Here is a 24,828-nt window from a genome sequence, read left to right as displayed (position 1 = left end):
CGCAGTGTGCCAGCGCGTCCCGACGAATATCTACACTCCCCCACCATGCTCGACCTGCTCATCACCCACGCCAGCCTGCCCGACGGCCGCCAGAACATGTCCATCGCCGTGCAAGGCGGTCGCATCACCGAAGTGACCGAAGGCCTGCAAGCCCCTGCGCATGAGACGGTGGACGCCGGTGGCCTGCTGGTCAGCCCGGCGTTTGTGGACGCGCATTTCCACATGGATTCCACCCTGAGCTACGGCCAGCCGCGCGTGAACGAAAGCGGCACGCTGCTCGAAGGCATTGCGCTGTGGGGCGAGCTCAAGCCCACGCTGACGCACGACGCCATCGTGCAGCGCGCGCTGCAGTATTGCGACATGGCCGTGGCGCGCGGGCTGCTGGCCATCCGCTCGCACGTTGACACCAGCCACCCCAGCCTGCTGCCGGTGCAGGCGCTGCTGGACGTGAAGCAGCGCGTGGCGCCCTACCTGGATTTGCAACTGGTGGCCTTCCCACAAGACGGCGTGCTGCGCGCGCCCGGAGGGCTCGACAACCTGAAACGCGCGCTGGACATGGGTGTTGACGTGGTGGGCGGCATTCCGCACTTCGAGCGCACCATGGCCCAGGGGGCCGAGAGCGTGAAGATCCTTTGCGAACTGGCGGCCGAACGGGGCAAACGCGTGGACATGCACTGCGACGAGAGCGATGATCCGCACTCGCGCCACGTGGAAACCTTGGCGTACGAAACCCAGCGCCTGGGCCTGCAGGGCCGCGTGACGGGCTCGCACCTCACCTCCATGCACAGCATGGACAACTACTACGTGAGCAAGCTGATGGCGCTGATGGCCGAGGCCGACCTGGGCGTGGTGGCTAACCCGCTCATCAACATCACCCTGCAAGGCCGCCACGACACCTACCCCAAGCGCCGTGGCATGACCCGTGTGCCCGAGCTGATGGCTGCGGGCCTGACGGTGGCGTTTGGCCACGACTGCGTGCTCGACCCCTGGTACAGCGGCGGCAGCGCCGACATGCTGGAGGCCGCGCACATGGGCCTGCACGTGGGACAGATGACCAGCCAGGCCGCGATGCGGCAGTGTTTTGATGCGGTGACGGTGAATCCCGCCAAGCTGCTGGGGCTGGAGGGCTACGGTATCGCCCCCGGCTGCCATGCCGACCTGGTGCTGCTGCATGCGCGCAACCCGGTGGACGCCATCCGCCTGCGGGCCACGCGCCTGGGTGTGTGGCGGCGCGGCCAACGGGTGGCCAGCAGCCCGGCGCCCGTGGCGCTGCTGAACCTGCCTGGGCGGCCCGGCAGCGTGGATTTTGCGTCCAACTAGCCTCAAGCGCTAATGGATCATGCCTTGGCAGCTATATATTCGATAGCACACAGTCATCCTGACGTTCAGGCCATGCGCGCAATCGTCTTGCGAAACCGCGCCAGCGCCAGGCTGAACAGCACGGCCCCAATGCCCAGCAGCCACACCAGCGACGGCCACACCACCGCCCAGCCCGCACCCCGGTAGAGGATGGCCTGGGCCAGCTCGGTGAAGTGTGTGGTGGGCGCCAGCGCCATGCCGTACTGCACCCACAGCGGCATGCTCTCGCGCGGGGTGACGCCGCCCGACAGCATCTGCAGCGGCATCATCACCAGCACCATCAGCAAGCCAAACTGCGGCATGCTGCGCGCCACCGTGGCCATGAAGATGCCCATGGACGTGGTGGCAAACAGGTGCAGCGTGGCCCCCAGCAGAAACAGCGGCACCGAGCCCTCGATGGGTACGCCAATCGCCCAGCGGATCACCGCCGTGAGCGAAATCCACGTGGCGACCAGCACCACCAGCGCCATGGCCCAGACCTTGGCCAGCATGATCTCGCCGGGCGTCACAGGCATCACCAGCAGATGCTCCACCGTGCCATGCTCGCGCTCGCGGATCAGCGCGGCGCCCGTGAGGATGATGGACAGCATGGTCACGATGTTGATCAGCTCCATGAGCGAACCAAACCACGCAGGGCTCAGCGCCGGGTTGAAGCGCGAGCGCACCGTCAGCTCGATGGGCTGAGCGGCCACGGTACGGTCGCGCTGCACAAACTCGGCTGCCTCCAGGTGCACGATCTGCTGCACCGCCCCGTTGGCCGCAAACGCCTGCCCCATGCGCGTGGCGTCGATGTTGAGCTGCACCTGCGGCACCCGGCCCGCCAGCACATCGCGCTGGAAATGCGCGGGGATGTGCAGCACCAGCGTGAAGCGGCCGGCGTCCAGGCCCGGGTCCACCTCGCGCATGCTGATCATGGCGGGGCGCGTGAACTGGGGCGCATAGAACGCGGTGGCGATGCGCTGGGACAAGGCCGAGTCGTCCTCGTCCACGATGGCAATGGGCACGTGGTACAGCGTCTCGGGCTGCGCCATGCCCGCCGAGTACACCGCCAGCGTGGTCGTGTAGACGATGAGGAACAACATGGCCGGGTCGCGCCACAGGCTCCACAGCTCCTTGATGCCTAACCGAAAGATGTTGGACCAGCGGCCACGCAGCGCCATGTCAGGTCTCCTGCTTGCGTAACAGCAAGATCGCAGTACCGACAATGACCGGCACCGCCACGACCATGGGCCAGAACTCGGCCTGCAGATCCTGCAGACCCAGCGCCTTGTTGAACACGCCTCGGCTGATGGTGAACATGTGGCTGGCCGGGTAGACCTCGCCCACCCAGCGTGCAAAGCCGGTCATGGACGACACGGGGTTGATGAGCCCCGCAAACTGCACCGCCGGGATGAGCGTACCCACCATGGCAAAAAACATGGCAGCAATCTGGCTGCGCGTAACGGTGGAGGCCAGCAGCCCCATGCCCGTGGAGCACAGGCTGAACAGCACGGCCCCCAGCGTGAGCGTGGCAAAGCTGCCGGTGATGGGCACGCCAAACACCGTCACGGCCGCCAGGCACATGAGGCCAAAGTTGAACAGCGCCATCAGCACATAGGGCAGCTGCTTGCCCAGCATGAATTCGGTGCGCGTGGTGGGCGTCACATACAGGTTGATGATGGAGCCCAGCTCCTTCTCGCGCACCACGGCCAGGGCCGTGAGCATGGCGGGCAGCATGAGCAACAGCAGCGGGATCACGGCGGGCACCATGGACGGCAGGCTGCGCACGTCGGGGTTGTAGCGGTAGCGCGGCTCCACCTCCAGCAGGCCCCGGGGCACCACGCCCGTGCGGCTGCGGCTTTGCTCCACCAGCCACTGCTGGTGCAGGCCCTGGGCGTAGCCGATGACGGTTTCGGCGCGCTGGGGCATGGCGCCGTCCACCCAGGCACCGATCTGCACCGGCTGGCCGCGTGCCACGTCGCGCGCAAAGCCGGGCGGGATCTCCAGCGCCAGCGATATCTCGGCGGAGCGCATGCGCGCATCCAGCTCAGCGTAGGTGGTGATGGGCGGCTGCTCGGTGAAGTAGCGCGAGCCCGCCAGGTTCAGCGTGTAGGTGCGACTCAGCGCGGTCTGGTCCCGGTCCAGCACGGCAAAGCGCAGGTTCTCCACGTCCATGCTGATGCCATAGCCCATCACGAACATCAGGATCAGCGAGCCCAGCAGCGCCATGGCACCACGCACCGGGTCGCGGCGCAGCTCCAGTGCCTCGCGCCACTGGGTGCTGTGGATGCGGGCCAGGCTTTGGCGCAGGCGGGTGGGCCAGGTGGGAGTGTTGGGCACGGACACCGGCGATAGCGCAGTCGTGCCCGAAGCCGCCGCGGACACAGGAGCCTGGGCCGTGCCCGCAGCATCTTCCAGGTAGCCGATGAAGGCTTCTTCCAGCGTGGCGGCACCGCGTTTGGCCACGATGTCCTGCGGCGCTGCGCTCTCCAGCACGCGCCCTGCGTGCATCAGCGAGATGCGGTCGCAGCGCTCGGCCTCGTTCATGAAATGAGTGGAGATGAAGATGGTGACCTTGTCGCGCCGCGCCAGCTCCACCATCAGGCGCCAGAAGTTGTCGCGCGCCATCGGGTCCACGCCCGAGGTGGGCTCGTCCAGAATCAGCAGCTCGGGCTGGTGCACCATGGCCACGGCCAGCGACAGGCGCTGGCGCATGCCCAGCGGCAGCTTCATGGGCAAGGAACTGCGCACGGCCTGCAGGTCAAAGCGCTCCAGCATCGCCGTGACGCGCGCGGGCACCTCGGCCTCGGGCACGTGGAACAGGCGGGCATGCAGTACCAGGTTCTGCTCCACCGACAGCTCGCTGTACAGCGAAAACACCTGCGACATGTAGCCCACGCGCCGCCGTGTGGCCATGTCCTTGGGGTCCACCGGCTGGCCAAACAGCCAGGCCTGCCCGTCGCTGGCGGGCAGCAGGCCGGTGAGCATCTTCATGGTGGTGGACTTGCCGCAGCCATTGCTGCCCAGAAAGCCAAAGATCTCGCCGCGTTGGATGCGAAAGCTCACATGGTCCACCGCCACAAAATCACCAAACCGCATGGTCAGGTCGCGCGCCTCGATGGCGACGTTGGTGGCGGCGTCTGCCTGCGACCGGTCCAGCGGCGGAATCTGCACCGCCTGGTGACCCCGGCGCTTGGCCTCGGGCAGCAGGGCCACAAAGGCCTGCTCCAGCGAATCGTGCCCGGTGCGGGCCATCAGCTCGACCGGGGTGCCGGTGGCCATAATGCGTCCCTCGTCCATCGCCACCAGCCATTCAAAGCGCTGGGCTTCCTCCATGTAGGCCGTGGCCACAATCACGCTCATGTCGGGCCGCGCGGCGCGGATGCGGCCGATCAAATCCCAGAACTGCGCGCGTGCCAGCGGGTCCACGCCGGTGGTGGGCTCGTCCAGGATGAGCAGGTCGGGGTCGTGGATGAGCGCGCAGCACAGCGCCAGCTTCTGCTTCATGCCGCCCGAAAGCTTGCCCGCAGGCCGCGCCAGAAACGGGTGCAGGCCGGTACTGCGTGTGAGTTCATCAATACGGCGGCGCCGCTCGGCCGCGTCGTGCCCGAACAGGCGGCCAAAGAACTGCAGGTTCTCTTCCACCGACAGCGTGGGGTACAGGTTCTTACCCAGGCCCTGCGGCATATAGGCGATGCGGGGGCACACGCGGCTGCGGTGGCGGCTTTTGGCCATGTCGCCGCCCAGCACCTCCACCGTGCCCTGCTGTACTGCGCGGGCGCCCGCCACCAGCGCCAGCAGGCTGGACTTGCCCACGCCGTCCGGCCCGATCAGGCCCACCATGCGGCCCGCAGCCACCTCCAGGTCGATGCCATTGAGCGCCACCGTGCGCCCGTAGCGCTGGCCCACGCCACGCAGGCGGGCTACGGGTGCCGCGCTGCCGGGGAGGCTCACTGGTCGGCCTTGACGGCGAGGTTGGCAGGCCATTCCACCGCAGGGTCCACCCGCAGCCACGCCACGCCGGGCAGACCGGTCTTGACCTGCTCCTGGTGGCGCAGCAGCAATGCCTTGTCGATCTGGGCCCGCACGCGGAACATGAGCTTCTGGCGCTCGCTGGCGGTCTCCACCGTCTTGGGTGTGAACTGCGCCGTGCTGGCCACAAACGACACAGTGGCCGGAATCACAAAGCCCGGCGCGGCATCGAGCACGATGCGCACATCGCTGCCCAGCGCCACACGGCCCGCCACGGTTTCGGGCAGAAAGAAGGTCATGTACACATCGGTCAGGTCCACCAGCTGCAGCACGCGCGCGCCTGCGCCCACCACCTCGCCGGGCTGCACCACGCGGAACTGCACCCGCCCGTCGCGCGGGGCCTTGAGCTCGCTGTCGGCCAGCTCCACATCGATGCGGGCCAGCGTGGCCTCCAGCGCGCGCACGTTGGCCTCGGCGCTGGTCACCTGCGTGCGCGACGCGCCTATGCCCGCCTGCGCCGCCTTGGCCTGCGCCTTGGCCGCGACCACGGCGGCCTGCTGGCTGCGCACCTTGGCGCGGTCGTCGTCCAGCAACTGGCTGGAGAAAAAACCTTCGCGCGCCAACTGCTCAGAGCGTGGCAGGCGGCGGCGGGCGGTGTCGAGGTCACTTTCGCGCTGTGCCACCACGGCCAGAGCAGCCTGGTAGTCGCTCTCGCGCTGGGCCACCTGTACCTGCGCGCTGCTGATGGCCAGCTGCGCCTGCTGCAGCCGGGCTACGGCCTCTTCACGCTGGGCTTGCAGGCCGTCAATCTGCATGCGGGCCACGGGCTGCCCCGCCTTCACGAAATCGCCCTCGGCCACCAGGATGTCCTGCACCCGGCCCGCGAGCTTGGTGGCCACGGCGATCTCGGTGGCCTCGATGCGGCCGTTGCCGCTCACAAAGCCCGGGCCCGGCCCCTTGGACTGCCACGGCGCCCATCGCACGACCAATACGGTGCCCAGCAGCAACAGCGCTGCGACGGCCGCATAAATTTTCCACTTGCTGCCCATGGCTCTGATCCTCTTTGGTGCGGAGGCAGAGCGCATTGGCAGTCACATCAGCGAAGGCGCCTCACCTCAAAAAGTATCGTAAGCGCAGGGCTCTCATGGGCTGCGCGCGGTCGGCCGCCTCCCTTGACTTGCATCAATTTGACTGCAATTGCGTGGGTCTTACGGCTGCGCTGCGGAGCTGGTCTAGCAGCTTCAGACGAGCGCAGCTTTAGTCTTCAGCGCCTGAACTAGCCGCGCCCATCAAAGGCCGACAGATGGTTGGCCAGGTGCATGGCGTGCGCCTGCTCGTACTGCGCCCGGGTCAAGGCGCCATAGGCAAAGTGAGGCTGCAGTGCACCGGTGTGGAGGGCAAAGTCCTGCACCGCCTGGCGCAGGCGCGCCATGGCGGCCGATGGGTCCGTGGTCTGCGCATCGAGGGCCGGGGCGCCCGGAATGGGCTCGGCCAGGTTGTGGCTCATGCGGCCCCGCAGAGTAAACACCTTGAAAGCGGCGGCCCCCAGGGTGTTCTGAAACAGCGCCGACTTGGGCGACGGAAAGCCTTGCAACGAGTATTCAATGCTCTGCGCGCAATGCACCAGCGTCTGCGCCCAGGTCCAGGCCGTGGCGGGTTCCAGCGCGTGGACAGAGGCAGCATTCAGTCGCTCGGCCTCGCCCATGGCATCGTGCAGGGTGGCGAAGACCAGCCGTCGGTCGTTGCCCGGTTGGTGCAGAAAATAGCCCGCAGCGCCAGCGGCTGCGAGCGCCGCCCCGGCCCCGGTGGCCAGAAACGCCCTGCGGCCGGACAGCGCTGGCGACGCAGAGGGCGCGGGCTGGGTACCAGCGGATTGGGGGGCTGCAGCGTGGGCGTCGCTGGGGGCGCCAGGAGGGGTGGGGACTGCCATGGGGTTGTCTGCTTGCATCACCGGGGGCGGGGTGAAAACGGTGATTGTGACGGGCAACATCGACTTTGTGACCCATGCCGCCACCGCCAGGGTCGGGCAGCCGACACAGCCCTCCATGACGCAAGGCGACAGAGCCTAGCGCCGTGTCGACGCAAGGCAGCTCCTATGCCGCCAGGGTGGTCCGCGTGGCAGGCTGGTTGGTGGTGGTAGCCGGGGCCATGGGTGCAGCAGGGACCACGGTCATCTCCACGCGGTTGCGCCCCCGTTCCTTGGCCAGGTACATGGCCTCATCCGCACGCTGCAGGGCCGTGCCTGCGGACTCGCTGCCCGCGCACACGGTGACGCCGACACTCACCGTGAGCGCAATGCTGCGCTGCTCGGTCACCACCGGGTGGGCCTCCACCATGGCGCGCAGCCGCTCGGCCACCGCAACGGCGCCACCGGCCCCTGCGTTGGGCAAGAAGATGGCGAACTCTTCCCCCCCCAGTCGACCCATCACGTCTTCCTTGCGCAGGCAGCGCTGGGCCAGCATCACAAAATGGCGCAGCACATCGTCACCCGCGCGGTGGCCCCAACTGTCGTTGACCTTCTTGAAATGGTCCAGGTCCATCACCAGCACGGGCAACGTCGTCTGCGTGCGCTGGGCGTTGCTGATGGCTTTGTCCAGCAGGGTCAGAAACGCGCGGCGGTTGAATACATTGGTCAGCGGGTCCACCTCGGCCAGGTGGCGCAGTTCGTTGGTGATGAACTCATTGGTGAGCATGAGCGCACCAAACGCCACCAGCACCAGCGCCAGGGTGGACTCCAGCACCACAAACTGCGACAGCGCAGCCACCATGCCCGTCTCGGGCTGCGCCCCATCGGCGGGCGCGGCCAGCTTGAACAGCAAAGGCCGCACCAGCAAGAACGCTCCATGCACGCCCACCGTGGCCGCAAACAGGTACCGTGCGGGCACCTTGTGAAAGCCGCCACGGGCCAGTGTGTGCGCGGCCGCAATGAACAACACCCCTGGCACCAGCCCCGTCAGCGCGATGCGTACCTGCACATTCGGCTTCACCAGGGTAAAAAACAAGGCAGTACCCAGCAGAAGCGCCAAGGCCAGTAAGGCAACACCGTGCCCCAAGGGCGCCCTGCCCATGTACTCGCGTGCGCCCAGCAGGCATAGGTATGCAGCCAACGCTACGGAAGACTGCGCCAGCACGACAGACAACGGCAGCGACACATGGTCGCGCAGCAGCAGGTTGATGCAGAAGACGGTGGCGCAAAACAGTGCCTGCGCCCAGAAGCGAAGCCCGGGAATGCGTCTGTTGAAGATCCACACCGCGGACAGAACGCCTGTGACCAGCGCTGCAAGAATGGCCGCGACGATAAGGAGGGTGGGGCTGTGCACAGAAGGTACAGACAGGCGATGGCAATGAGGCTCACAACGCGACGCCATCGCCCAACGCCCGGCTGCTATGGCTTGCAGGCTATGCGATGACTGTCAACGTTAACAATGGTAACCGAGAGCCTTGACTGCCCCGCGACTCTTTTTCGGGCATCCATGCAGTGCTTGAGCTAGTGCCTGGAGCCTCTCAGGCCGCCCCCTCGCTCGGCCTATGGGCGCACCTGTCAGCTCACCACGTGGCATTCGCGCCGCAGCAGCGCCAGTGCGTCGTGCATCTGGTAGTCACGGTCGCTGGTCAGCGTGGCCTGCGCGTCTTGCACAAAACCGGACCACAGGGCCAGGTAGTCTTGCTGGAAGGCGGCCGCCGCATGGGTGCGGATGAAGTCGGCCGCCAGCTCGGGCTGCAGGCCGGACTTGCGGATCTTGCGCACCAGGCTGGCGGCGGTTTTCTCGGTCAGCAGTGTCTTCTTGGGCGCGCCAGCGGCCAGGCACAGGAACAGCGTGAGCAGGGAGTGCTCGTCCTCGTTGCCTGCGGTCGCCTTCGTCCAGGTCTTGCTGGCGGGCTGCGGAGGCTCGTCGTCTTCCTCCAGAGCGTCCAGGCTGCGGTGAAAGCTGTCCACTTCGGCCAGCGGGTCGTCCAGCAGGAAGTACCGCGCCCGAAAGGCGCCCATGGGGCGCAACAGGGTGCGGAGGGGCGCAGTGGACTGCAGCAGCTTGGGCAAGTCCGCCAGCACCGCAGCGCATTGGGCTTGCAGCACATCGCGCAGCTCTGCGGGCACACCAGCGGGCAAGCGCAGCGCCGTCGGCACGGGTGCCTTCTTTTTGCGCAGTGCCGTCACCAGCTTTTCAAACGCCGGGGCGCTAGGCCACTCACCCGCTGCCATGGCCTTGGGGTTCAGCGCCTGCATCAGCAGCCCTGTGCGGATCACCGCCTCGGCATCGGCACCAGCAGTTTCCAGCTCGTCGGTGTCCAGGTCGTACTGCGCGGCCAGCCATTCGGCGGCGGCGATGGCCTGGGCGATCTGGCTGCGGCGGGCCAGCTCCGCGCGGTAGTCGGCATGGCTGCGCAGCGACCAGGCAGCCAGCAGCGGGGTTTCGGCATCGGCATAGCCGGCCATGCCAAAGTTGCTGCTCTCGGGCATGGCGATCAGCCGCTTGAGCATGTCGGACCCGCCCTTGGAGCGCGACAAAAAGGAGTTGTCGCGCAGCGAGACCGCCGCCTTGGCCAGATCACCGTCCGTGGTCTCCAGCAGGTACAGGCTGATGAGGTTGACCATGCGATCCCGCGCCTTTTCCAGCTCGGGCCGCAAAAACTCACTGCCAAAGTAGCGCGCAATCTGCACCATGCCCTTGGGCGCATCGGTATGGATGGCCGCCAGCCGGTCCGCATCGAGGATGCCGTGCTGCACGCCGTAGACCAGCGCCTTTTCAAAGAAAGGACGGGCGTCGTGCAGTTGCAGTGCCGAGCTTTGGGACATCATCAAATCGCGGATTCTTCGTCAGAGGCGCGGGCAGCGGGCGTGGCCTTGCCCCGGTCTGTCTCGCTGGTCTCGAACTTGCCGTCGTCTTCCTCGGCGGGAGTCTCATCGCCCTCTTCCAGGCCCATATCAAACGCACGGGCTTTGGCGCGCAGCACCAGCAGCATTTCAATGAACAGGTCGCGGCACTCGTAGCGCAGCAGCCAGGCCATCTGCATCCAGTCGCGGTCGGCCACCTCGTCCAGGTCCACGCGCGGCTGCACATAGCCCGAGGCCAGCAGTTCGTCATCGCTCAGCGTGACACCGTAGTCTTCGGTCGCGTCAAACGTGCCAGTGCGGGCAAAGGCTTCGATGCGGCTCCACTTTTCCGCAAAGTAGTTGGCCAGGGCCTCGGCGCCGCCTTCGAGGTCGCCTATGGCGGTGAGGAATTCCACCGGGTCGGCATCGTCGCGGAAGACCACGGCGTTGACCATGTTGCGCAGGTGGGTGTGGGTGAGGTCCTTGTACTGCTTCTCCAGCACCATGGCGCGGGCAAACTGCTCGGGCGTGACCAGCATGTTGACCACGGACGCCTTGGAGTCGTCGTACTCGCGCATCACGGCCAGGATGTCCTTGGGGGCGAGCTGGTCCAGCACTACCATCAGGGCGTTGTCGCCTTCGGCATCGGCCAGCTCTGCCAGCGCCGATTCGGCGCCCACGATGTCACCGGCCGCGATAAGGCTGGTGGTTTTGGTGATCAGGGCCAGGTGTTGGTTGCTGCTGCTCATGGTCGTCATTCCTTGCGCTCAAAGCCCACGTCGGCCAGCCAGTTGGCGCTGGCCTCTTCGCGCGTACGGCTGTTGTGTGGGTCCACCGCGTCGTCGGCACTCAGGGCGCTGTAGTCGTCGTCGTGCTCGGCGGCGTCTTCACTGTCCTCTTCGGCATCGCTGTCGCCATGTGCGGCGGCAGCGGGGGCCATGTGGGCGTGCTGCTGCAGGTATTCCAGGCCAGCAGCCACGGTCAGAAAGCGTGCGCCCTGGGGCTCGCGCAGCACCGTCTGCGCCAGGCTCTGCGCCCAGGGCTCCAGCGCCACGGCGTGGCCCAGGCTGTGCCAGTCGGGCAACTCATTCACGGGCAGGCTCAGCAGGTGCTCCAGCGCCGCCGGTTGGGTGAAGCGAAAGCCCCGGTGGAACACCACGGCCACCATTTCGGGGGCCAGTTCCATCATCTGCACCAAAAACGCCATCTCGTTGCGCTTTTCAGCCAGGCGCTTGCGCAGCACGTCGTTGCCCTCGGAGTCCGACACCAGGTCATCCAGCTCGGCCTGGTAGGCCGAGCGCAGGTCATAAAAATAGGGAGAAAGTTTCACAGGGCAGAAGGGTGAGAAAGGATGCGCGCGCTGTAGGCCTGCCAGATCTCCTGGGCGGTCTGCAGCGGGTCGTCCAGCAGGTTGCGGCGGCGGTTGTCGTCATAGGCCTGGCGGGCGTCGTCGTCCGACAGCACCTCGTAGGCCTTTTGCACTTCAGCAAAGCGTTGGGCCGCGTCGGGGGCGGTATTGCGGTCGGGGTGGTAGAACGAGGCCTTCTGGCGAAAGGCCTTCTTGATGTCCGCCAGCGACGCGTTGGCCGCCAGCCCGAGGGCTGCGTAGTGGTCAGCAGTCATGAAACAGTGGATGGGTCCGTCAAAACAAGAGGTGGCCAGCCAACGGATGGAGTGGGCGGAATGCTGCGCGGCACCGTATGAGGTACCTGCTCCAGCACCAGCCCGCTGGCATCAGCCTCCCAGGCTCACAAACACGTTTTGTACGTCGTCGTTCGAATCGATGGCGGCCAGGAAGTTCTCCACCTCCTCCAGCTGTTCGGCCGTGAGGTTGGCGGGGTTCACCGGGTTCTTGGGCTTGTAGCCCAGCTTGGCAGTCAGCACCGTGAAGCCGTGGGCTGGCAGCGCGCGGCTGACCAGATCCAGGTCGGTAGGGTCCGTCCAGAAGACGGTGGTGCCTTCTTCGTCGCCGGCCTCAAAGTCCTGCGCACCGGCTTCGATGGCGGCCAGCTCGGGGTCGGCATCGGCGTTGGCACGCTCGGCTTCGATGATGCCCACGTGGTTGAAGTCCCACGCCACCGAGCCAGATGTGCCCAACTGGCCCTTGCGGAACAGCACGCGCATCTCGGGGGCAGTGCGGTTCACGTTGTCGGTCAGGCATTCGACCATCACGGCCACCTGGTGGGGGGCAAAGCCTTCGTAGATCACGCGCTCGTAGCTGACGGCGTCGGCGCCGGTGCCAGAGCCCTTCTTGATGGCGCGCTCCAGCGTGTCCTTGGGCATCGATGCCTTGCGGGCCTGCTCGACCACCAGGCGCAGGCGCGAGTTGCTGGCCGGGTCGGCGCCGCCGCGTGCGGCCACGGTGATTTCCTTGACCAGCTTGCCAAACAGCTTGCCCTTGGCATCGGCCACCAGAGCCTTGCCTTTTGCTTTCCACTGCGCGCCCATGGGGGTTACCTTTGTGTGTGGGTTGGGGGTATTTGCCGAGGGTCGCCCCGCGCGGCAAAAACCCTATAGTTTACCCGGCACCCCAGAATCACCCCAGGCACACAACCCTGGCGCTGTCGTGGCGGCGCCAAACCGGCTGCCAACGGCCCCGCCCTGCCCTCAGCTGCGTGTAATCTCGGCCAAACACCCACCCTCCCCTCAGCGCCCCCTCTCCCATGCTCAACACCCTGTGGCTCGGCTTCTTCCTGACAGCGGCGGTGGCTGCGCTGGCCCAGTGGCTGGTGGGCGGCAATGCCGACATCTTCTCGGCCATGGTGCAGGCCCTGTTCCAGATGGCCAAGCTCTCGGTCGAGGTGATGGTGCTGCTGTTTGGCACGCTCACGCTGTGGCTGGGGTTCTTGCGCATTGCCGAGAAGGCGGGCCTGGTGGACGCGCTGGCGCGCTGGCTGGCGCCGCTGTTTGCCAGGCTCATGCCTGGGGTGCCGCGCGGCCACCCTTCGCTGGGGCTGATCACGCTGAACTTTGCGGCCAACGCGCTGGGGCTGGACAACGCGGCCACGCCCATGGGGCTGAAGGCCATGAAGTCGCTGCAGGAGCTGAACCCGCAGCCCGACACCGCCACCAACGCGCAGATCCTGTTTCTGGTGCTCAATGCCTCGTCCCTCACGCTGCTGCCGGTGACCATCTTCATGTACCGCATGCAGCAGGGTGCGCCCGACCCGACGCTGGTCTTCCTGCCCATCCTGCTGGCCACGTCTGCCTCCACCCTGGTGGGGCTGCTGAGCGTGGCCGTGGTGCAGCGCCTGCCGCTGTGGAGCCCCGTGGTGCTGGCCTACCTGCTGCCCGTGGCGCTGGTGCTGGGCGGGTTCATGGCGCTGCTGACCACGCTGAGTGCCGCCGCACTGGCATCCCTGTCGTCGCTGCTGGGCAACCTCACGCTGTTTGCGCTGGTCGTGCTGTTTGTGGCGCTGGGCGCGTGGCGCAAGGTGCCGGTGTACGAGGCTTTCATCGAGGGCGCGCGCGAAGGCTTTGACGTGGCCAAGGGTCTGCTGCCCTATCTGGTGGCCATGCTGTGCGCCGTGGGCGTGTTCCGGGCCTCGGGGGCGCTGGGCTATGTGCTGGACGGCATCCGCTGGTGCGTGACCACGCTGGGCGCTGATGCCCGGTTTGTGGATGCGCTGCCTACCGCCCTGGTCAAGCCGTTCTCAGGCAGCGCGGCACGTGCCATGTTGATCGAGACCATGCAGACCCAGGGCGTGGACAGCTTTGCCGCCCTGGCCGCCGCTACCATCCAGGGCAGCACCGAGACCACGTTCTACGTGCTGGCCGTGTACTTTGGGGCGGTGGGCATCCAGCGCGCCCGGCACGCCGTGGGCTGCGCGCTGCTGGCAGAACTGGCGGGTGTGGTGGCCGCCATTGTGGTGTGCTACCGGTTTTTTGGGTAGTTTTGGCTGGTAGCGCCAGTGCAATATGCCCCAGCAGCTACCAATTGAATAGCAATCTGGAAGTCAACCGTTAGCGGACCCAGGCGCTGCCACCAGCTCCCACTCGGCCAGTTGCTCGTTGGTGGCAATCAGCCGTCCGACCAGCAGCTTGATGAAAGCCTTGTCAAAGCGCGACTGCAAGTCCTCCGATGCCTCGCGCAGCGCGGGGTTGCGCACCTTGAGCACCAACACCTCGGTCTCGGCCACGGCGGTGGCGGTGCGGATGCGGTTGTCGGGGCGCAGGTAGGTCATCTCGCCCAACGTCACGCCGGGGCCCAGCGTGCTGAGGTTCCAGCCCTGGCGGCTGACGGCCACCTGGCCTTCGATGAGGATGCAGAACGAGTCACCCGGCGTGTTCTCGCGCATCAGCACGGTGCCCTGCTCCAGCCGGCGCCAGCTGCCCAGGCGCATCAGCTCCCACAGGGCCACGTCGTGAAAGTCGGCAAAAAACGGCAGTGCTCGCAGGCGCGCAAAGCGCTCGGCCTCGGTGTCTTGCGACTTCTGGCGGGGCAGGCCCCGGTGCGCGGCCAGCAGCGCCTGGGCAAAGTCGGCCCAGGTGGCAAAGCGGTCGGCGGGCTGCTTGGCCAGCGCACGCAGCAGCACCTCGTCCACATGCGCTGGCAGCGACGCGCGCAGCAGGCTGGGCCGCGTGGGCGTCTCGTTGCTGATCTTGTAGAGCGTGGCGAAGTCGGTATCGCCATCAAATGGGCGCCGGCCCGTGAGCAGTTCGTACACCACCACGGCCAGCGAGAACATGTCGCTGTGGTGGGTGAGGTCCCGCTCTCGCACCTGCTCGGGCGACATGTACGAGGGCGAGCCCACCAGGCCCGATAGCTGGGTGGCATCGCTGCGGAGCGATAGCGCCGCGCCAAAGTCGGTCAGCTTCACATCGCCGCCGCGCGCCAGCATGAGGTTGGCGGGCTTGATGTCGCGGTGCACCAGCCCTTCGCGGTAAGCGTATTCGAGCGCGTTGCAGCACTTGAAGGCAATGTCCAGCACCTGGGGCACGGGCAGCAGGGTGTCGGGCGTCGCAAAGTCGGACAGCGGCTGGCCGTCCACGTATTCGAGCACCAGATACGGCGGCAGCGCTTCTTCGTCCGCATCCAGCAGGCGCACGATGTTGGGGTGGCGCAGGCGGCCCGACAGCGCGGCCTCGTTGCGCAGCAGCTTGCGGTAGCGCTCGGCCTGCTCGGGTACCTTCAGCAGGTGCGCGTGGGTCTGCTTGATGGCCACCTTGCGGCCCCGGAAGCCGTCCAGCCCCAGGTACACGATGCCACTGGCGCCCCGCCCCAGTTCACGCTCGATGCGGTACTTGCCGATGTTGGCGGGCGGTGCAGAGGTGGCAGTGGCCATGGCGGGGCTCCCGGTCAGGGTGGGCAGTTCAGGTGGGGTCAGGCTCCGGCCAGCGCCTGCTCAAAGTCGGCCAGCAGGTCGTCCGCCTCTTCCAGGCCCACCGACAGGCGGATCATGCTGTCGGCAATGCCCATGGTGGCGCGCACGGCGGGGCCGGCCTCCCAGAAGATGGTGTGCGCCACCGGGATGATCAGCGTGCGCGTGTCGGCCAGCCCCGTGGCCTTGATGGGCAACTGCAGGCGGTTGCACACGGCCAGGCACTGGTCGGGGTTGCGCAGCTCGAACGACAGCAGCCACGAGCCCGCCTTGAGGTGCTTGCGCGCAAAGGCGTGCTGCGGGTGCGAGGGCAGCATGGGGTACAGCACGCGCGAGACGGCCGGGTGCGCCTCCAGCCGCTGCGCCAGCGCCAGGGCGGTGGCACTGGTGCGGTCCATGCGCAGCGACAAAGTCTCCGCGCCCAGGGCCAGCTGGTGGGCGGCGTGGGACGACAGCGTGCCGCCCATGTCGCGCAGGCCCTTTTTGCGCAGCTGCTGCAGGCCCCAGCCCTTCGCGTCGCCCTTGCGGTAGGCCGCAAAGATGTTGGGGTAGCCCGACCAGTCGTACAGGCCCGTGTCGGTGATGGCGCCGCCCAGCGCGTCGCCCTGCCCGCCAATGCTCTTGGTGAGCGAGTTGACCACCAGCCCCGCGCCCACCGTGGCTGCGCGGAACAGGTAGGGCGATGCCACGGTGTTGTCCACCACGTAGAGCGCGCCATGCGCCTTGCACAGCGCGCCAACGCCCTCCAGGTCGGGGATCTGCGTGCCGGGGTTGGCAATGGTTTCGACAAACACCATGCGGGTGTTGGGGCGCAGCGCGGCAGCCACGTTGGCCGCGTCGGTCACGTCCACCGTGGTTACTTCAATGCCCAGGTCGGCCAACGTGCCGAACACGCTGTTGGTGTTGCCAAACACGAACTGGCTGGCCACCAGATGGTCGCCCGCCTTGAGCAGGGTGAGGAACACCGCGCAGATGCCCGCCATGCCGGTGGAGAACACGATGGAGCCGTGCCCGCGCTCCATCTGCGTGATCTTGGCCTCCAGCGCCGCCGTGGTGGGGGTGCCCTGGCGCGCGTAGTTGAAGCCGCCCTTGGCCGTGCCCTGGAAGACGGCGATCAGATCCTCGACCTTCTCGTAGCCGTACTGCACCGAGGTGTGGATGGGCTTGTGGATGGCCCCGTGCTCGGCGCCGCCCAGGCGGTCGGCGTGCACGATCTGGGTGGTGAAACTGTGGTTCTGCGGTGTCGTCATAAAAATCTACGGCTGCTCTGTGTCAACTGGTCTACGTGCAAGGCAAAACGATAAATACCGGCGCGCCCTTGACGCCAGCGCACCCTTGGAACTGGCTCTGCCAGGCCACCGGTTGCGTTCCCCTCCGGGGGAAGGCGCGCAGCGCCTCAGGGGGGCTTCTCTCGATGGCTACCGTTCAGGTGCGATGTGTTCAGCGTAATCGTACAAGGCGCCCAGGATGTCCTGCGTCCGCTCGTCGTCGGCGGTCTCCGAGAGTTCGTCGATTTCGGTGAACAACTGCTCTACCGTGCGCGCCCCGCCCTGCCCGTCAAACAGGCAGGCGGCGCGGTGCGCCTCCCAGCGTTCCTGCTCCTCGGGCGACAGCGTCTGCGGAAAGTTGCGCGCCCGGTAGCGCCACAGCAGTTCGGCCAGGCGCGGGTCATCAAAGTTCGCACGCGCCTTGGCCAGTCGGTCGCCGCTCAGGGTGCGCAGGTCGTTCAACAGGCGCCGATCGTTGTTGCCCACAAAACCGCCGTACAGGTCCTGGTCCACATCCGGTGCCGGCTCTTGCGGGCGGGCAAACACCGCCGGCCAGATGCCGCTCATGTCGGGCAGCGCGCGCGCCACCTCGGCGTGCTGTGCGGCCTGGGCCAGGTCGATGCCCCAGCGCTGCGCCAGCGCGGGCGTGAGCGTGTTCACATTGCCCACCACCATGGGCGACTTGTTCAGGTGGATGGTCTTGATGGGCAGGCGCGTGACGCCCTCGGGCAGCGCGTCGGCCTTGCTGAACATGCGCAGGCGGATGTCCTCCACATTCAGCGTGGCCAGCTCGCGTGGGTCGTGGGCCAGGTCCCAGGCGATCAGCTCGTTTTTGTTGGTGGGGTGGCTGGCCAGCGGCCACATCACAGCCAGGCAGCCGCGCTCGGTGGGGAACATGCCCGACACATGCAAGAACGCGCGCGCCGTGGCCGTGGTGGCGGGCAGCCGCAGTTCGGCGGCCACGCGGTCCTTCTTGTGCAGGCTGAGGGCAAAGTCGAACAGCTTGGTGTTGTGCTGGCGGATCAGCCGTGCCAGCGCAATGGTGGCGCGCACGTCCGACAGTGCATCGTGCGCGGCATCATGCTGCAGGCCGTTGGCCTTGGACAGGTGCTCCAGCTTGAAGCTGGGCGTCACGCCGTCTTCCTTCTTGGGCCAGGTGATGCCATCGGGCCGCAGCGCATAGGTCATGCGCACCACGTCCAGCAGGTCCCAGCGGCCGCACTGGTTTTGCCACTCGCGCGCATAAGGGTCGATGAGGTTGCGCCAGAACATGAAGCGCGTGATCTCATCGTCAAACCGGATGGTGTTGTAGCCCACGCCAATCGTGCCGGGCTGCGCAAACTCGGACTCGATGCGCGCGGCAAACTGGTGCTCGGGCACGCCCTGCTCCAGGCACTGCTGGGGCGTGATGCCGGTGATGAGGCACGACACCGGGTCGGGCAGATAGTCGTTGGCGGGCTGGCAATACAGCATCAGCGGCTCGCCGATTTCATTCAGCTCGGCATCGGTGCGGATGGCCGCGAACTGCGCAGGCCGGTCGCGGCGCGTGTTGGCGCCAAAGGTTTCGTAGTCGTGCCAGAGAAAGGTGTGGGGCGCCATGGTCGGTAGGCTAACAGGGGGCTGCAGGCGGAGGCTCGCGCACGGCGGGCGGGGCGCAAGGCGATCAAGGTGCCACTGTAACCGCATTTTTCAGTGTTTTTGGCCGCAAGCGCTAGTGGAACATGTGCAAGCAGCTATCAAAAACATAGTAAGCATATTCACCATACGGACTGATGCACATTCGCACCCCGTACGCAGGCTGGCACGCCGGACAATGGCGCATGCCCAGTTTCATTGCTTCCCCTTGCTCCCAGGGGCGCGCCCCCGCCCTGCCCGTCGCCGCGTCCCACGCCCCCACATGCGTTGCCGGAGTGGCCCTGGCAGCCGCCCTCGCCCTCGCGGGCTGCGCGTCAGCCCCCAGCCCCAGCCCCAGCCCCACACCCGCAGCACAACCTCTGGCCGCGGCCACACCGCCAACAACGTCGCCCACCACAGCCGCCACACCGCCACAGGCCAGCCCCGATGCCGACCACACGGTCGGCTTTGCCCAATGGCTGAGCAGCTTTTCGGCCCAAGCGCTGGAGGCCGGCATTCGCCCCGCCACTGTGCGCGACGTGCTGGGCAAGGCGCAGTGGCTGCCCCGCGTGGTCGAGCTGGACCGCGCCCAGCCCGAGTTCACCCGCACCCCGTGGGCGTACCTCGACAGCGCCGTCTCGCCCCAGCGCATCGCCCAGGGCCAAGCGCAATTGGCGGCGCATGGCACCGCACTGCAAGCGGCAGCCGCCCGCTACGGCGTGCCGGCCAGCGTCATCACCGCCATCTGGGGCATGGAGAGCAACTACGGCAGCAACTTTGGCACCTTCCGCACGGTGGATGCACTGGCCACCCTGGCGTATGAAGGCCGCCGCCGCGCCTGGGCGCAGACCGAGCTGCTGGCAGCGTTGCGCATCATCGACCAGGGCGACATCGCCGCCGACCGCATGATCGGATCGTGGGCCGGGGCCATGGGGCACACCCAGTTCCTGCCCTCGGTGTTCCTGGCCTACGCTGTGGATGCCGACGGCGACGGGCACCGCGACATCTGGGGCAGCGTGCCGGATGTGACGGCGTCCACCGCACATTTCCTTGCCCGGTCGGGCTGGAAGTCCGGTGAGCCATGGGGGGCCGAAGTGCAGTTGCCCCCCACGTTCGACCACGCCCGCGCCGACCCCGCCGTGCGCCAGACCACGGCCCAGTGGGAGTCCGAAGGAGTGCGGTCCATCGACGGGGCGCCGCTGCCCGATCTGGCCGGGGCCTCCATCGTCACCCCTGCGGGTGCACGGGGCCCGGCGTTTCTGGTGGGCAACAACTTCCGCACCATCCTGCGCTACAACAACTCGGTCAACTACGCGCTGGGCGTGGCCCTGCTCGCGCGCCAGATCGAAGGCGGCGGCCCGGTGGCCACGCCGTGGCCCCGCGACATCGAGCCGCTGTCGCGTGCACAGTTGCAAACGCTGCAAGAAGCCCTGAACCGCAAAGGCTTTGCGGCGGGCACCCCCGACGGCGTGATGGGCCCCGCCACCCGCGCAGGCCTGCGCGGCTACCAGCGCAGCCTGGGCACGGTGGCCGACGGTTATCCGACGCTGGAGCTGCTGCAAAAGCTGCAGGCGCCCTGAATGCCCTGCAGCAGCCGTGGGGCACCCATGGTTTTCAGAGCTTCAACAAGTCCACCAGAAAGCCCTGCACCGGCTGCCGCGCGGCCCGCAGGTTCAGCAGTGTGTGGGGCGCGCCGGGAATCAACACCACACTGGCCTGCGGATGGTCTTTGAAGGCCCGGGCGCAATGCCCGCTGGCCGATGCATTGCCCAGCCAGATGTTGGTGGGTGAGAAGAAGGGGTCGGTCGAGCTGATGATGTTCAGCACCTGCTGCCCCGGCACCACGGCCGTGTCAGGCCGCTCCACAAAGTAGTTGCCCTCGCAACTCCACGAAAAGATGATGCGGCCCGCAAATTCGGCACCCCCGTAGCGGGCCACAGCCGTCGCGCCCTCGCTGGTGCCTGCCAGCACCAGACGCTGCATGTCCGCCCAGGGCTGGGCCTGCAAGGCCTGCAGCGCCAGGGCGATCTCCGACCGGCGCAGCGCGTGGATTTTTTCGTACGCCTCCTTGCTGGCGGGCGACTTGTAGGTCACGCGGTCAGGCAGCGCAAACGAGTCGGGCGCCACGCTGGCAATGCCCAGGCTGCCCAGCCATTGCTGCCACTCGCCAATGGCCTTGAGCCCCAGGCCCGACGAGCCATGCAGGAACACCACCACGGGCACCTTGTTGCGCACCGTGGCGGGCGCATCCTTGAACGCCCCCACATAGGCGGCGCCTCCGGTGGCCTGGGCGGGCAACACCAGCTGCGCCCCTGCCATCACGCCTTTGGCAGACGCCTCGGTGTGGACTGTCGCTGTGCCCTTGACCTCCCCTACTGGTGTTTGGGCTTGGGCAGCATTGAGGCCCAGAGACAACAGGATGGCCAGAGACAGGATCGAGATTTTTTTCATGGTGCAACTCCTTTGGGGTTGCACTGTAGAAAGCGGCACAATTCCTGTCCAATGCATCAATCGATGCAATTCATAGCCAATCATTATGAATCTCACCCAACGCCAGCTGCGCATGTTTGTGACCACCGCCGCCGTGGGCAACATCTCGCGCGCCAGCGAGGCCCTGCACATCAGCCAGCCCGCGCTCACCCGCGCGCTGCAAGAGTTTGAGAGCCAGCTAGGGGTCGCGCTCTTCCTGCGCACCACCCGCCAACTGGCCTTGACGCCAGAGGGTGAGCGATTCCTGCCCGTCGCCCAAAGGTTGCTGCACGACCTGACGGAGGCTGCCGCCCTGATCCAGGGCGAAGCCACAGGCCAAAGCGGCTCGGTCAGCCTGGCAGTGGGCGAGGCCTTTGGCTGCACGGTATTGCCCGACATCCTGCATGCCTTCGTCAAAACACACCCTGGCGTGCGGGTGCGCGTGGTCAACGACAACAGCCAGGGCATCACCCGCCGCGTGGCACAAGGCGAGGTGGACTTCGGCATTGGCTCCCCCGTAGGCCGCACCGAGGCCCTGCGCTGCACCAAGCTGCTGAGCGCACCGCTGGGTCTTCTGTTCAACCCACAGCTGCACCAGCTCAAGGCCTGGGTCCGTACCGAAACACTGGGCGACCTGCCTCTGCTGAAGGAAGGCAGCGACACCAGCATCGTCAGCGTGCTGCGCGCGCAAGGCTCTGACCTGGTGGCACACATGGACCATGGGGTGGAAGTCTCCAGCCTCGCCCTGCAATTGGCCATGGCACGGGCTGGCGTGGGAATTGCGGTGATGTCCGCACTGGGCGCATCGCACAGGGATGCTGCCGATTTGCGCTTTTCGCCCCTGCGCCCTACCGTGCAGCGCGAGGTGTTTGTGATGCAGCAGAGGGACCGAGCGCTGTCAGTGCCCGCGCGGGCATTGATAGAGGCGGTGGTTGCGGGAGCCAAAGGGGCACAGCTGCATCGCCTGGTGAAGCTGGAGTCATGAAGGGATGACCCGATGTCTGCACGTGGCAATGACCGAGAAAAGTGCATTGGTTCGTGACGCCGGACACTGGCGCAGGTGCAGGCGCCGCAGCACAACGCCCGCCTAGGAAAAGAACCGCTTCAACGCATCTTCAAATGCAGGCACATCCGCACCGACATGCGAAGTGTTGTACTCGGCCTTGAGCGATACCAGGCCCGGTAGGTTCTGAGAGGCGATCTGATTGAAAACAGGGATACCGATCAGTGGGTGGTTGCCGCCACTCGCACCCGCAAGGAACAAGGTCGCTGGCACAGCCTTTCCATCAATCTGCTTTTCTAACGCTAAGACCCCCGCCGGGCGGTGTGCTCCCCCACGCTGCACTCTGTCGACAGGTAGTATGAAAAACTGGGGGGCACACCTGCACGCGCCTCCAGTATCAACGCGGCCAGAACGAAGTACCCACCATGGGACAAGCCCGACAACGCCCTTCGTTTGCGATCAATCCGGTACTGGCTCTCAATGGTGGGCGCCAGTTCTTTCACCAGAAAGTCGAGGTACTTCGTTGCGCCGGGTATGAGAAAGTCAGTGCCCCTCCAGGCCGTTCCCCCAATGCCAACCAAAACAGCCTGGGTACCCCGGCGCTGCATGACCTCTTTGAACGTGTCAAAGCGCGAGCGATTGGCGCCCCCGTACGGAGCGTCCCCTTCGGTCGCGTAGATCACAGGCAAAACGGTCGTGCTGTTGGCGTACGACTCTGGCAAGAAAACCTGAATGGCGTACGTGTTGCCATTGGCAACCGACTTGATGGTGGAGTTGATCACCTGGCCTGATGCGGCGGGCCCTGCACCGTCGCCGGCCCCTCCACCTCCGCAGGCGGTCAGGACGGCGGACGCCGCGCAAATGAGCGCACTTCTGCGCGCGTGCAGAAACTCCATGCCCATGTGTGGTTCCTCCTGCTGCGCCATGGTGGCGGGTGAATGCGACACAACTCGGCCATCTTAGGGGCTCCGGGCGGCAGACGGCTGCGTGGACAAGTTGCGAGTTCCTTAAGACCAAGTTAATCCAGCCGCCTCATGCTGCCAAGAACGAGGGCCCGGGAACAGAAGACGCTCGATTCCGGCTCGCGGAGCACACCTGAAGGGTCGGTCCGAATGCCGACAGACACCGAAAAATGATCTTGGCCTTTGCTGATAAATGATTTATATGATATATTTGATTAAATCGACAGACAACAACCTTAGCGGCAGGTGAAAACAGGCCGTTGAAGGTCAAGCCCAACGCCCCTGCCATGACCGCCCTGGTTGGAGAGGATTCAAGGAATCCCGTCGAGACAAGACCATCCAGAAAGATGCCGACATGCAAATCTGAAAATCTCGACCCGCCTGTACGGTGCATTTGCCACCCTGATATCGCTGCTGATGGGGCTTGCAGGGCTGGCTGCCCTCCAGCTCTCCACCATGCGGTCAGCCACCGTGGAAATTGCGGACAACTGGCTCCCCAGTGTGCGGGCAGCCAATGAGATGGACTCGCAGCTGTTGGTGGCACGCATGACCGTATTGGGTCATGTCATGAATACCGACGCGGCGGCGATGGAGGCGATTGACAAGAAGGTAGTGACCGACCGGCAGAAACTGGATCAGTCATTGAAGGCCTACGAGAAGCTCATCAGCGGGGACAACGAACGCAAGGCATATGACCAGCTCGTGCAGCAATGGAAGCAGTACCGTGAGATGGATGACCGCGTGCTTGCACTCTCGCGCAAGAACGAAAACGATCAGGCACGGAGTCTCGTGGAGGGTGAGTCCAAGAAGCTGTTTGATCTGACCATGGAGACGCTGGACCAGCTGGTAAAGATCAATAGCGATGGCTCGGAGGCATCCCGGGCAGAGTCGGAGGCAACCTATGCCAATGCACGCGCAACGCTGCTGATGATCTCGACCCTTGCGATAGTGCTGGCCGTGGTGACAGCCCTCTTGCTGGTGCGCTCCATCACCCGCCCATTGGCCCAAGCCGTGCAACTGGCAGAGCATGTGGCGGGCGGTGACCTGAGCACCACCATCCAGGTCACCAGCACGGATGAAACGGGACAGCTCATGGCAGCGCTGGAGCGCATGCAGCAAAGCCTGGTCAACACCGTGAGCATGGTTCGGCAAAACTCCGAGAACGTGTCTACGGCCTCTTCAGAAATTGCCCAGGGCAACCACGATCTGAGTGCCCGCACGGAGCAACAAGCCAGCGCGCTGGAAGAGACCGCGGCGTCCATGGAAGAGCTGAACTCCACTGTGCGGCAAAACGCCGACAACGCACGCCAGGCCAACCAGCTGGCAATGAGCGCCTCTACGGTCGCAATACAAGGGGGCGAGGTGGTCGGTCAGGTCGTCGAGACCATGAAGGGCATCAACGACAGCAGCAAGAGAATTGCGGACATCATCAGCGTCATCGATGGCATTGCGTTCCAGACCAACATCCTGGCACTGAACGCAGCGGTGGAAGCAGCACGGGCCGGCGAACAGGGCCGCGGTTTTGCCGTGGTGGCCACCGAGGTGCGCAACTTGGCACAGCGCAGCGCAGAAGCGGCCAAAGAGATCAAAACGCTGATCGATGACAGCGTTTCGAGAGTGAGTCAGGGCACAACCCTGGTGGACCAAGCAGGCACAACGATGACGGAAGTGGTTGGCGCCATCAAGCGGGTGACGGACCTCATGGGTGAGATCAGCGCCGCCAGCCAAGAGCAAAGCCAGGGCGTGGCGCAGGTGGGCGAAGCTGTGACCCAAATGGACCAGGTCACCCAACAGAATGCCGCGTTGGTGGAAGAGATGGCAGCCGCTGCCAGCAGCTTGAACAATCAGGCTGCAGAACTTGTCAGTGCGGTCGCGTTCTTCAAATTGCCTGGTGGCCGCGGAGCTTTGGCACGCATGCCTGGGCTATCGTTCGCTGCGCCTCGCCTTCAATAGGATTGCAACCTGCGAAATACGACCATCGTCGGGTGGGCTTGGCACGCCAAGACCGCTACTATCGGCCGTCGGCTTTGCCCTTTGCCGACACCCTCACTCTTGGCCCGCCTCGTGC

The 24,828-nt window shown here is 66.0% G+C and carries 20 protein-coding genes and 1 pseudogene; 5 read left to right on the top strand and 16 right to left on the bottom strand.

Annotated elements, in window-relative coordinates; all coding sequences use genetic code 11:
- Nucleotides 1-45: 45 nt before the first annotated feature.
- The gene (locus ACT531_RS18405) at nt 46-1,320 is read left to right on the top strand and encodes an amidohydrolase family protein (RefSeq protein WP_476018348.1); all 1,275 of its coding nucleotides are present in this window, start codon (nt 46-48) and stop codon (nt 1,318-1,320) included.
- A 65-nt stretch (nt 1,321-1,385) separates the two neighbouring features.
- Here ACT531_RS18405 and ACT531_RS18400 read toward each other — a convergent pair whose 3' ends face one another.
- From ACT531_RS18400 to ACT531_RS18350, 11 genes and pseudogenes are all read right to left on the bottom strand, one after another.
- Complete coding sequence (locus tag ACT531_RS18400; protein WP_476018347.1) at nt 1,386-2,519, bottom strand: ABC transporter permease; 1,134 nt, start codon at nt 2,517-2,519, stop codon at nt 1,386-1,388.
- Nucleotide 2,520: 1 nt separating this feature from the next.
- The gene (gene rbbA / locus ACT531_RS18395; RefSeq protein ID WP_476018346.1) at nt 2,521-5,325 is read right to left on the bottom strand and encodes a ribosome-associated ATPase/putative transporter RbbA; all 2,805 of its coding nucleotides are present in this window, start codon (nt 5,323-5,325) and stop codon (nt 2,521-2,523) included.
- Nucleotides 5,289-6,359 carry an HlyD family secretion protein gene (locus ACT531_RS18390; protein WP_476018345.1) on the bottom strand — a complete coding sequence of 357 codons (1,071 nt, stop codon included), beginning with the start codon at nt 6,357-6,359 and terminating at the stop codon, nt 5,289-5,291. Before ACT531_RS18390 ends, rbbA begins: the two co-directional genes overlap by 37 nt.
- 227 nt (nt 6,360-6,586) lie before the next feature.
- Nucleotides 6,587-7,240 carry a DUF1569 domain-containing protein gene (locus ACT531_RS18385; protein WP_291444621.1) on the bottom strand — a complete coding sequence of 218 codons (654 nt, stop codon included), beginning with the start codon at nt 7,238-7,240 and terminating at the stop codon, nt 6,587-6,589.
- A 163-nt stretch (nt 7,241-7,403) separates the two neighbouring features.
- Nucleotides 7,404-8,630, bottom strand: coding sequence for a GGDEF domain-containing protein (locus tag ACT531_RS18380; protein ID WP_148279962.1), 1,227 nt, complete (start codon nt 8,628-8,630; stop codon nt 7,404-7,406).
- Nucleotides 8,631-8,851: 221 nt separating this feature from the next.
- On the bottom strand, nt 8,852-10,108 hold the full coding sequence (locus tag ACT531_RS18375; protein ID WP_476018379.1) for a hypothetical protein: 1,257 nt from the start codon (nt 10,106-10,108) through the stop codon (nt 8,852-8,854).
- A complete protein-coding gene (locus tag ACT531_RS18370) occupies nt 10,108-10,872 on the bottom strand; it encodes a hypothetical protein (protein ID WP_015014299.1) in 765 nt (254 codons plus the stop codon). Before ACT531_RS18370 ends, ACT531_RS18375 begins: the two co-directional genes overlap by 1 nt.
- Nucleotides 10,873-10,877: 5 nt before the next feature.
- Nucleotides 10,878-11,453: a hypothetical protein gene (locus ACT531_RS18365; RefSeq protein ID WP_015014300.1), complete on the bottom strand. Its 576-nt coding sequence runs from the start codon at nt 11,451-11,453 to the stop codon at nt 10,878-10,880.
- Nucleotides 11,450-11,746 carry a DnaJ domain-containing protein gene (locus tag ACT531_RS18360; protein ID WP_015014301.1) on the bottom strand — a complete coding sequence of 99 codons (297 nt, stop codon included), beginning with the start codon at nt 11,744-11,746 and terminating at the stop codon, nt 11,450-11,452. Before ACT531_RS18360 ends, ACT531_RS18365 begins: the two co-directional genes overlap by 4 nt.
- Nucleotides 11,747-11,764: 18 nt before the next feature.
- Nucleotides 11,765-11,845, bottom strand: a pseudogene (locus tag ACT531_RS18355) (hypothetical protein); the annotation flags it as partial.
- A 12-nt stretch (nt 11,846-11,857) separates the two neighbouring features.
- Nucleotides 11,858-12,571, bottom strand: a complete 714-nt coding sequence (locus tag ACT531_RS18350) for a YebC/PmpR family DNA-binding transcriptional regulator (protein WP_060984321.1) — start codon at nt 12,569-12,571, stop codon at nt 11,858-11,860.
- A 215-nt stretch (nt 12,572-12,786) separates the two neighbouring features.
- On the opposite strand from ACT531_RS18350, the gene ACT531_RS18345 reads away from it, so the two are divergent.
- Nucleotides 12,787-14,016 carry a nucleoside recognition domain-containing protein gene (locus ACT531_RS18345; protein WP_343735809.1) on the top strand — a complete coding sequence of 410 codons (1,230 nt, stop codon included), beginning with the start codon at nt 12,787-12,789 and terminating at the stop codon, nt 14,014-14,016.
- Nucleotides 14,017-14,079: 63 nt separating this feature from the next.
- Here the strand turns inward: ACT531_RS18345 and ACT531_RS18340 are convergent, their stop codons facing one another.
- The 3 genes from ACT531_RS18340 to sbcB form a co-directional block, all read right to left on the bottom strand.
- Nucleotides 14,080-15,408 (bottom strand): protein kinase domain-containing protein, encoded by a 1,329-nt coding sequence (locus tag ACT531_RS18340; RefSeq protein WP_476018344.1) that lies wholly within the window; start codon nt 15,406-15,408, stop codon nt 14,080-14,082.
- 38 nt (nt 15,409-15,446) lie between these two features.
- Nucleotides 15,447-16,694, bottom strand: a complete 1,248-nt coding sequence (locus tag ACT531_RS18335; RefSeq protein WP_476018343.1) for a cystathionine gamma-synthase family protein — start codon at nt 16,692-16,694, stop codon at nt 15,447-15,449.
- A 168-nt stretch (nt 16,695-16,862) separates the two neighbouring features.
- Nucleotides 16,863-18,311, bottom strand: coding sequence for an exodeoxyribonuclease I (gene sbcB, locus ACT531_RS18330; RefSeq protein ID WP_108499143.1), 1,449 nt, complete (start codon nt 18,309-18,311; stop codon nt 16,863-16,865).
- A 221-nt stretch (nt 18,312-18,532) separates the two neighbouring features.
- On the opposite strand from sbcB, the gene ACT531_RS18325 reads away from it, so the two are divergent.
- Nucleotides 18,533-19,906 (top strand): lytic murein transglycosylase, encoded by a 1,374-nt coding sequence (locus tag ACT531_RS18325; protein ID WP_476018342.1) that lies wholly within the window; start codon nt 18,533-18,535, stop codon nt 19,904-19,906.
- Between the two features lie 34 nt (nt 19,907-19,940).
- On the opposite strand, the gene ACT531_RS18320 is transcribed toward ACT531_RS18325, so the two are convergent.
- On the bottom strand, nt 19,941-20,777 hold the full coding sequence (locus tag ACT531_RS18320) for a dienelactone hydrolase family protein (RefSeq protein ID WP_476018341.1): 837 nt from the start codon (nt 20,775-20,777) through the stop codon (nt 19,941-19,943).
- 85 nt (nt 20,778-20,862) lie between these two features.
- Between ACT531_RS18320 and ACT531_RS18315 the strand changes: the two genes are divergently transcribed.
- A complete protein-coding gene (locus ACT531_RS18315) occupies nt 20,863-21,780 on the top strand; it encodes a LysR family transcriptional regulator (RefSeq protein WP_476018340.1) in 918 nt (305 codons plus the stop codon).
- 320 nt (nt 21,781-22,100) lie between these two features.
- Here ACT531_RS18315 and ACT531_RS18310 read toward each other — a convergent pair whose 3' ends face one another.
- Nucleotides 22,101-22,700, bottom strand: a complete 600-nt coding sequence (locus ACT531_RS18310; protein ID WP_476018339.1) for an alpha/beta hydrolase-fold protein — start codon at nt 22,698-22,700, stop codon at nt 22,101-22,103.
- A gap of 429 nt (nt 22,701-23,129) precedes the next feature.
- On the opposite strand from ACT531_RS18310, the gene ACT531_RS18305 reads away from it, so the two are divergent.
- Nucleotides 23,130-24,713, top strand: a complete 1,584-nt coding sequence (locus ACT531_RS18305) for a methyl-accepting chemotaxis protein (RefSeq protein WP_476018378.1) — start codon at nt 23,130-23,132, stop codon at nt 24,711-24,713.
- Nucleotides 24,714-24,828: the final 115 nt, after the last annotated feature.

Source organism: Acidovorax sp. DMC1, from assembly GCF_056314325.1.
Note: the sequence above shows the minus strand (reverse complement) of the source record. Positions and strands in the feature narration are given on the sequence as shown.

What these genes read in the sequence shown, in the direction of transcription:
- ACT531_RS18375 (WP_476018379.1), bottom strand. Translation starts at nt 10,108, where the DNA reads ATGATGTCCCAAAGCTCGGCACTGCAACTGCACGACGCCCGTCCTTTC.
- ACT531_RS18320 (WP_476018341.1), bottom strand. Translation starts at nt 20,777, where the DNA reads ATGAAAAAAATCTCGATCCTGTCTCTGGCCATCCTGTTGTCTCTGGGC.
- ACT531_RS18385 (WP_291444621.1), bottom strand. Translation starts at nt 7,240, where the DNA reads ATGGCAGTCCCCACCCCTCCTGGCGCCCCCAGCGACGCCCACGCTGCA.
- ACT531_RS18335 (WP_476018343.1), bottom strand. Translation starts at nt 16,694, where the DNA reads ATGACGACACCGCAGAACCACAGTTTCACCACCCAGATCGTGCACGCC.
- sbcB (WP_108499143.1), bottom strand. Translation starts at nt 18,311, where the DNA reads ATGGCGCCCCACACCTTTCTCTGGCACGACTACGAAACCTTTGGCGCC.
- ACT531_RS18360 (WP_015014301.1), bottom strand. Translation starts at nt 11,746, where the DNA reads ATGACTGCTGACCACTACGCAGCCCTCGGGCTGGCGGCCAACGCGTCG.
- rbbA (WP_476018346.1), bottom strand. Translation starts at nt 5,325, where the DNA reads ATGGCCTGCCAACCTCGCCGTCAAGGCCGACCAGTGAGCCTCCCCGGC.
- ACT531_RS18345 (WP_343735809.1), top strand. Translation starts at nt 12,787, where the DNA reads ATGCTCAACACCCTGTGGCTCGGCTTCTTCCTGACAGCGGCGGTGGCT.
- ACT531_RS18370 (WP_015014299.1), bottom strand. Translation starts at nt 10,872, where the DNA reads ATGAGCAGCAGCAACCAACACCTGGCCCTGATCACCAAAACCACCAGC.
- ACT531_RS18350 (WP_060984321.1), bottom strand. Translation starts at nt 12,571, where the DNA reads ATGGGCGCGCAGTGGAAAGCAAAAGGCAAGGCTCTGGTGGCCGATGCC.
- ACT531_RS18400 (WP_476018347.1), bottom strand. Translation starts at nt 2,519, where the DNA reads ATGGCGCTGCGTGGCCGCTGGTCCAACATCTTTCGGTTAGGCATCAAG.
- ACT531_RS18340 (WP_476018344.1), bottom strand. Translation starts at nt 15,408, where the DNA reads ATGGCCACTGCCACCTCTGCACCGCCCGCCAACATCGGCAAGTACCGC.
- ACT531_RS18325 (WP_476018342.1), top strand. Translation starts at nt 18,533, where the DNA reads ATGCCCAGTTTCATTGCTTCCCCTTGCTCCCAGGGGCGCGCCCCCGCC.
- ACT531_RS18405 (WP_476018348.1), top strand. Translation starts at nt 46, where the DNA reads ATGCTCGACCTGCTCATCACCCACGCCAGCCTGCCCGACGGCCGCCAG.
- ACT531_RS18310 (WP_476018339.1), bottom strand. Translation starts at nt 22,700, where the DNA reads ATGGGCATGGAGTTTCTGCACGCGCGCAGAAGTGCGCTCATTTGCGCG.
- ACT531_RS18390 (WP_476018345.1), bottom strand. Translation starts at nt 6,359, where the DNA reads ATGGGCAGCAAGTGGAAAATTTATGCGGCCGTCGCAGCGCTGTTGCTG.
- ACT531_RS18315 (WP_476018340.1), top strand. Translation starts at nt 20,863, where the DNA reads ATGAATCTCACCCAACGCCAGCTGCGCATGTTTGTGACCACCGCCGCC.